The sequence below is a fragment of the Pseudomonas sp. PDM22 genome (assembly GCF_014851965.1).
In the GTDB taxonomy this organism is placed as follows: domain Bacteria; phylum Pseudomonadota; class Gammaproteobacteria; order Pseudomonadales; family Pseudomonadaceae; genus Pseudomonas.
Window position 1 is genome coordinate 1 of the sequence record NZ_JACVAR010000054.1, and the last position, 278, is coordinate 278.

Consider the following 278-nt stretch of genomic DNA (forward strand, 5'->3'; position numbering starts at 1 on the left):
CGGCGCCGGAGACCGAAACGCTCCAGTTGCCGTCCTTGTCGACCGCTGCGCTGTAGGTGGTGCCATTGAGCTTGAAGCTCACCACGTCGCCCGTCTGGAACTCGCCGCTCGCCTTGCCACTGATGGTTTGCGAGGCCTTGGATTCAGCCAGGTTGACGATGTCGTCGCCGGCCACCACGTTGATGGTCAGGGTCGCCACCGGCGCGGTGATATCCACCGAGTAGTCGTGGGTAGCAGTGGCGCTGGCGCTGTTGCCTGCCGCGTCGGTCGCCACGAAG

The 278-nt window shown here is 65.1% G+C and carries 1 protein-coding gene; it reads right to left on the bottom strand.

The window, feature by feature from the left end; genetic code table 11:
* Window positions 1–278, bottom strand: a 278-nt coding sequence (locus IB255_RS30615; protein WP_192211302.1) for an Ig-like domain-containing protein, incomplete at both ends; no start/stop codon positions are given.